7 protein-coding genes are annotated in these 5489 nt (G+C 67.8%); 4 read left to right on the forward strand and 3 right to left on the reverse strand.

All coding sequences use genetic code 11. The features are described 5' to 3' along the window. Positions 1-26: 26 nt before the first annotated feature. Complete coding sequence (locus AB0M20_RS24860) at positions 27-1067, reverse strand: aldo/keto reductase (protein ID WP_364301997.1); 1041 nt, start codon at positions 1065-1067, stop codon at positions 27-29. A gap of 98 nt (positions 1068-1165) precedes the next feature. Between AB0M20_RS24860 and AB0M20_RS24865 the strand changes: the two genes are divergently transcribed. After that, positions 1166-1789 (forward strand): TetR/AcrR family transcriptional regulator, encoded by a 624-nt coding sequence (locus tag AB0M20_RS24865; protein WP_364301999.1) that lies wholly within the window; start codon positions 1166-1168, stop codon positions 1787-1789. A 146-nt stretch (positions 1790-1935) separates the two neighbouring features. Here the strand turns inward: AB0M20_RS24865 and glnA are convergent, their stop codons facing one another. Next, positions 1936-3360, reverse strand: a complete 1425-nt coding sequence (glnA, locus tag AB0M20_RS24870; protein ID WP_364302001.1) for a type I glutamate--ammonia ligase — start codon at positions 3358-3360, stop codon at positions 1936-1938. Positions 3361-3538: 178 nt separating this feature from the next. On the opposite strand from glnA, the gene AB0M20_RS24875 reads away from it, so the two are divergent. After that, positions 3539-3889 (forward strand): RDD family protein, encoded by a 351-nt coding sequence (locus tag AB0M20_RS24875; RefSeq protein WP_364302010.1) that lies wholly within the window; start codon positions 3539-3541, stop codon positions 3887-3889. Here the strand turns inward: AB0M20_RS24875 and AB0M20_RS24880 are convergent. After that, positions 3886-4578: a DUF4191 domain-containing protein gene (locus AB0M20_RS24880; protein WP_364302004.1), complete on the reverse strand. Its 693-nt coding sequence runs from the start codon at positions 4576-4578 to the stop codon at positions 3886-3888. The genes AB0M20_RS24875 and AB0M20_RS24880 overlap by 4 nt on opposite strands. Before the next feature lie 182 nt (positions 4579-4760). On the opposite strand from AB0M20_RS24880, the gene AB0M20_RS24885 reads away from it, so the two are divergent. Both AB0M20_RS24885 and AB0M20_RS24890 read left to right on the forward strand, forming a co-directional pair. Next, entirely contained in the window at positions 4761-4937 is a 177-nt protein-coding gene (locus AB0M20_RS24885) for a hypothetical protein (RefSeq protein WP_364302006.1), read from the forward strand. A gap of 53 nt (positions 4938-4990) precedes the next feature. After that, positions 4991-5489, forward strand: a 499-nt coding sequence (locus AB0M20_RS24890; RefSeq protein ID WP_364302008.1) for an ATP-binding protein, incomplete at its 3' end; no start/stop codon positions are given.

Below are 5489 nucleotides of genomic sequence, written 5' to 3' on the forward strand. Positions count from 1 at the left end.
CTGCGCCCGTGCCGAGGTCGACTGCCTTACGCGGTGGGGTCTGAGCTGGTTGTGGCGGGTGGTCGTTCCGGGCCGTCGCCGGCGCGGTGCTGGAAGGCTGGGGGTTGGTCAGCCAGCGCGGTGAGTGAGGCGAGCTGCGCCGGTTCGAGTTCGACGTCGGCCGCGGTGGCGTTGGCGTGGAGCTCGTCGACAGTCTCGGCACCGACGATGGCGGAGGCGACGGCCGGGCGTGACAGCAGCCAGGCCAGCGAGGTCTGGTAGGGCGCCAGTCCCCAGGCACGGCTGAGTCGTTCGACCTCTCGGGCGGTGGCGATTTCGGACTCGGAGAATCCGGAGCCCTGGAAGCGTTGATCGCCGGACACTTCCCGGTCGAGCACTCGAAGGTCGGCCAACAGGCCGCCGTGTAGTGGGGCGTAGGGGATTATGGACAGCCCGAACCGGTCGCAGGCGGGACCGAGTTCCCGCTCGGCGCTCCGGTCGATGAGGTTGTATTTGACCTGGGCGGCGACGGGTGCCTGCTGACGGCGGTCGTCGGCAATCCACAGGGCATGGGTGACCTGCCAGGCGGGATGGTTGGACAAGCCGACATAGCGGATCTTGCCCTGCCGGATGAGATCGTCGTAGGCCGCCAGGGTCTGTTCCATGGGCGTGTCCGGGTCGGGGTCGTGGGCGTAGTAGAGGTCGATGTAGTCGGTCTCCAGGCGGCGCAGGCTTGTCTCGACCTGGCGGATGACGTGTCGGCGTGACAGGCCGCGGTCGTTGATGTCGAGGCCGACGATGCCGTTGGACTTGGTGGCGATCACCATCCGGTCGCGGCGGCCGCGCAGGGTGCGGCCGAGGATCTGTTCGGCGGGTTCACGGTCGGCGGCGGCCGGGGCGCCGGGCCGGTCGAAGACCGGCATGTTGCCGTACACGTCGGCGGTGTCGACGAAGTTGATGCCCAGGTCGATCGCCGCGCCGACGATCCGGTCGGCGTCCTGCGCCGTGGGGGCGACTCCGAACGTGGCGGTGCCTAAACAGATCTTGGACACCTTGACGCCAGTCGTACCGAGGACGGAGTACTGCATCAGAGTTTCCTTGTCTTCTGTGGTGACGGGGCAGGGCTGGCTGATGATGAACTGTAACCGAGTGGTAGGTTTTCGCCAAGCGTGAGAAGGTAGGAGTCATGTCCAGCAGCGCCGGGACCACCGCCCGCGGTCCCTACCGCACCGGAGTCCGGCGGCGGGAACAGATCGTCGCCACCGCCGTCACGGTTTTCGGCGAGTACGGCTATGCGGGCGGCTCTATCCGGACCATCGCCGACCGGGTCGGCGTCTCCCACGCCACCCTGCTGCAGCACTTCGGCAGCAAAGAAGGGCTCCTGACGGCAGTGCTGCAGGAGTGGGATCGCCGAACCGTGGAAGCCAGCCTTACCGGCGTCGCCGGGCTGGACTACTTTCGCCGGCTACCCCAGGTCATGACGGCGCACTTGAGCAACCGGGGCCTGCTCGAGCTGTTCACCACGATCGCGGCAGAAGCATCCAGCCCGGCACACCCGGCGCACGCCTTCATCCAGCGCCGCTACACCGACAACCTCGCCACCCTCGCCACCCACCTGCAGCAGGCGGTCGATTCCGGCGACGTGGGACCACTCACCCCGGCCGAGATCGAGATCGAAGTACGCCTGGTCACCGCCGTGCTGGACGGGATCGGGCTGCAATGGCTGCTCGACCCCTCCACCGACGTCACCGCCGGCGTCGAGACCTACATCAACCGAACCGTCGCGGTCTGGCGCAGCAGCCGGCGATAAGGCGGCGGACGGCTTGGTCGATGGCGCGCTGGGTACACGCGAAACGGCGGCCACGTCGGCTGGGAGCCGGTCGTGACCGCCGCTTCTACGGTTGTATCCGCAGCCAAGATCGTTAGTGAGTGCCCTGGCCACAGGCTCAAAAGGGACTAGACGTTGTAGTACATCTCGAACTCGTGCGGGGTCGGGCGCAGCCGGACCGGGTCGATCTCGTTCGTCCGCTTCCAGTCGATCCACGTCTCGATCAGGTCGTCGGTGAACACGCCGCCGGCCGTCAGGAACTCGTGGTCCGTCTCGAGCGAGTTCAGCACCGCGTCCAGCGAGCCCGGCACCTGCTTGACGCTGCCCCACTCCTCCGGCGGCAGGTCGTACAGGTCCTTGTCGATCGGCGCCGGCGGCTCGATCTTGTTCTTGATGCCGTCCAGGCCGGCCATCATCTGCGCCGAGAAGGACAGGTACGGGTTCGACGACGGGTCGGGCACCCGGAACTCGACACGCTTGGCCTTCGGGTTGCTGCCGGTCACCGGGATGCGGGTGCACGCGGAACGGTTGCGCTGCGAGTAGACCAGGTTGACCGGGGCCTCGTAGCCGGGCACCAGGCGTCGGTACGAGTTGACCGTCGGGTTGGTGAAGGCCAGCAGCGACGGCGCGTGGTGCAGCAGGCCGCCGATGTACCAGCGGGCCGTGTCGGACAGGCCGGCGTACCCGGTCTCGTCGTAGAACAGCGGCTCGCCGTTCAGCCACAGGCTCTGGTGGGTGTGCATGCCCGAGCCGTTGTCACCGAAGAGCGGCTTCGGCATGAAGGTCGCCGTCTTGCCGTGCTCCCAGGCGGTGTTCTTGACGATGTACTTGAACATCTGCATCTGGTCGCCGGCGTGCAGCAGGGTCGAGAACCGGTAGTTGATCTCGGCCTGGCCGGCGGTGCCGACCTCGTGGTGCGAACGCTCGACGGTGAAGCCGGAGTCGACCAGGCGGCGCACCATGGCGTCGCGCAGGTCGCTGTAGTGGTCGACCGGCGCGACCGGGAAGTAGCCGCCCTTGTACGCGGTCTTGTAGCCGCGGTTGCCGCCCTCCTCGTCCTTGCCGGAGTTCCAGGCGCCCTCGACCGAGTCGATGTAGTAGAACGACTCGTGCGCGGCCGTCGAGTGGCGGATCGAGTCGAAGATGTAGAACTCGGCCTCGGCGCCGAAGTACGCCGTGTCCGCGATGCCGCTGGACGCGAGGTAGGTCTCGGCCTTCTTGGCCACGTTCCGCGGGTCGCGCGAGTAGGCCTCACGCGTGAACGGGTCGTGGATGAAGAAGTTGAGGGCCAGCGTCTTCTGGATCCGGAACGGGTCGATGAACGCCGTCGCCACGTCCGGCAGCAGCATCATGTCGGACTCATGGATGGCCTGGAACCCGCGGATCGAGGATCCGTCGAAGGCGAGGCCGTCGGTGGCGACACTGTCGTCGAACGACTCGACCGGGATGTTGAAGTGCTGCATGACACCCGGTAGGTCGCAGAAACGTACGTCGACGAACTTGACGTCCTCGTCCTTGAGGTATCGCAGGAGTTCCTCGGGATTGGCGAACACACGTCCTCCTGGCACAGGATGCTCGAAACAACTGGTCGCGACGGTAGGGGGGCCGAGTTGCCCGGGCGTATCCCTATTGTTTCCGCCGTGTTACGACAGCTGTGAGCGCCCGGCGACCCTCCGCAGGCTAACCGCTAATCTTGGTCCTCGTGGCCGCAGCTGAGAAACCACCTTCGAACTGGCGAACTTCGGTCGCCGGTTCGCCGCGCTGCTGATCGACTGGGCGATCTGCCTGGTGGTGGGCAGTCTGATCGGTGATCCGCGCGCGGTGGCGTGGCCGCCGGTCGCGGTGCTGATCGTGCTCAACACGATCGGCATCGGCCTGTTCGGACAGACGCCCGGCATGGCGCTGGCCGGTGTGCGATGCATCTCCATCGAGGACGGCGGCGCTGTGGGCGTACCCAAAGCATTTGTCCGGTCCGTGCTCCTGGCCCTGCTGGTCCCCGCCGTGATCATGAATGCGGAACGGCAGGGCTGGCACGACCGAGCCGCACGGTCGGTCGTGATCAAGAAGCCGATGACGCCTTAGCGCGGCCGCTGCTGGCGGAACTGGCCCTTCGACGGCCGCATGTTCTTCGGGATCGCGCCCTTGGGCATCTGCGGCCGCGCCATCAGCGCGCCCAGCCGCTTGTCGAGGGCGTTGACGTCCTTGCCGGTGAGGTTGCGCGGCAGCTTCATGAACGTGGTCCGCAGCTTGCGCACGGACAGCTCGCCCTCGCCCCGCCCGACCATGTAGTCGTACAGCGGGGCGTTGCCGATCACCTTGGCCAGGCGCCGCTTCTCCTGGCTCATCAGGCTGCGCACCCGCTGCGGCTGGCCCTCGCCGAGCAGGATCACACCGGGCCGGCCGATCACCACGTGCACCATGTCGAACTGCGTGGTCGAGGACGCGGCGGGACGCACCCGCCAGTCGCCGCGCATGTTCTCCACGATCTGCGCCGCGGCGCCCGGCTGACCCTCGGCGACGTTCATCATCGCCGCGTTGGACCGCAGGTTGAGCACGATCAGCGCGGCCAGCAGGGTGACCATGACACCGACCGGGATCCACACCCAGCCCATCCCGAGGAGAACGGCCAGCACGGTCAGCGCGATCGGGATCAGCACCGCGGCCACCAGCAGCGGGACGAACCACTTGTCCGACTTCGCGGTGAACGCGAAGACCTGACCGATCTGCTTGATCCGGGTGCCGAACGACACCTTCTCCTGGGGAGTTGCCATACCCGGAAGTGTAGTGCCAGCCGGTAAGGGCCTTACGCCGCCCAGGCCCGTTCGCGCCGATGGGTAAGGTACCCCGCCCGCCCAATATCGGGCTTCCTCCCCATGCCCCGCCCACCCCTTCCGGCGCAGTGTGGTCTTCAGGCAAACGGCCAAGACCACCTGGGTACGCGAGGAGCAAGCGAATGTTTCCCAACTCTGATCCCTACACCGAGCTCGACCTCTTCCACCAGCGCGCCGGCGAGCTGCGCCGCGAGGTCGACGCCGACCGCATCGGACGCGCCGCGCGCGCCGGCCGGCACCGCCGCTTCGGCCGGGCATCCGGTCGTCCGCGACAGGTCCGTGCCCCGTCCATGCCGTGATCCCGGGTTTCGGCGGCGAAAATCCGTCGTACCCGCGTGGCATGCTCAATCTCGTGACGGCGAGTGTGAGCAGTCGTGTCCTGGTCGGCCGTGAGGCCGACCTGGCCACGCTGCGCGATGCGCTGAAACGAGCTCGTGGCGCCGAGCCGTCGGCCGTGCTGGTCGGCGGCGAGGCCGGCGTCGGCAAGACCCGGTTGATCGAGGAGTTCACCCGGGTCGCGGCCGCCGACGGCGCTCAGGTGCTGACCGGCAACAGCCTCGAGCTCGGCGAGGAGGGCCTTCCCTATGCGCCGTTCGCCGCGGCGCTGCGTGAGGTCGTCCACCGCGACGCCACCGTCTTCCAGGGCCGCGAGCACGACTTCGCCAGGCTGCTGCCCGAGCTCGGCCCGCCCGAGTCGGCCGGCGACGCCCGGCGCGGCCACCTGTTCGAGGCGGTCGCCACGCTGTTCGGCCGGCTGGCCGAGGAGCAGCCACTGGTCCTGGTCCTCGAGGACCTGCACTGGGCCGACCGCTCGACCCGCGACCTGATCGGTTTACTGATTCGCTCCGCGC

It is taken from the genome of Actinoplanes sp. NPDC051633 (assembly GCF_040681735.1).
Taxonomy (GTDB): domain Bacteria; phylum Actinomycetota; class Actinomycetes; order Mycobacteriales; family Micromonosporaceae; genus Actinoplanes.

What these genes read in the sequence shown, in the direction of transcription:
- AB0M20_RS24885 (WP_364302006.1), top strand. Translation starts at nt 4,761, where the DNA reads ATGTTTCCCAACTCTGATCCCTACACCGAGCTCGACCTCTTCCACCAG.
- AB0M20_RS24860 (WP_364301997.1), bottom strand. Translation starts at nt 1,067, where the DNA reads ATGCAGTACTCCGTCCTCGGTACGACTGGCGTCAAGGTGTCCAAGATC.
- AB0M20_RS24880 (WP_364302004.1), bottom strand. Translation starts at nt 4,578, where the DNA reads ATGGCAACTCCCCAGGAGAAGGTGTCGTTCGGCACCCGGATCAAGCAG.
- AB0M20_RS24865 (WP_364301999.1), top strand. Translation starts at nt 1,166, where the DNA reads ATGTCCAGCAGCGCCGGGACCACCGCCCGCGGTCCCTACCGCACCGGA.